Annotated in this window: 1 protein-coding gene; it reads right to left on the reverse strand. The window is 66.5% G+C overall.

Translation table 11 applies throughout. From position 1 onward, the window contains the following. On the reverse strand, positions 1–677 hold a 677-nt coding region (locus GHC57_RS19150; RefSeq protein WP_246152523.1), incomplete at its 3' end, for an McrC family protein. Between the last annotated feature and the right edge of the window lie 28 nt (positions 678–705).

Raw genomic sequence — 705 nt, forward strand, 5'->3', positions numbered from 1 at the left:
CCCGTGCAATCCTGGCATGCATCGCCGGACTTATCTCGCCCAAACAACCAGCATGCATATCTAACGCAAACTGAGCCTAGATTATCGAACCGGCAGGCCAGACGCGCCGGGTTCACTGCGTGTCGGGTGAACTGGCGCACCGTGTCCAGCGAGCCGCGAAGGACCCGAAGGTCGTCCTCCTCCCGCACGTAACGGCGGGGCATGCCCTTCCGTACCGCGTCGGTCAGGTGGTCGGCAAAGACGCGGATCAGGATTTCCAGCAGGGTCTCGCGCTGCCACGCCAACTCGGTGATGGCGCCGACGTCGATGCGCAGGTCCAGTGCCACCGCCAGCATGTCCACAAGACGCCGGCGGATGGCTGCGGTGCCGGCGTCGCCCTCGTCCTCCCCCACCACGTCGATCTTGGGCAGGATCTCCAGCGTGCAGCCCTCGGCCGCGATGACGCCGACCACGTTGCGGGCGCGCAGGGCGCGCCGGCCGTGTTCCAGCACACCGGTTTCGCCCCGGCCGGCGAAGCCGGAGGCCGCCGCCACGGCCGCCAACCGATCCGCCGCCGCCGCCGGGATAGTGGCGAGGTTAGTCGGGTCGTCGCCATAGGGCAGCGATTGCCATTCCAGCAAGGTGCGCCGATTGAGCAACCTGAGGGATGGAAATTCGGTCTGAGGCGCTTCAGTCATCCCGGTTTTCCATGTTGATGTAGACGCG

Source organism: Roseospira navarrensis (assembly GCF_009601025.1).
Lineage (GTDB): Bacteria > Pseudomonadota > Alphaproteobacteria > Rhodospirillales > Rhodospirillaceae > Rhodospira > Rhodospira navarrensis.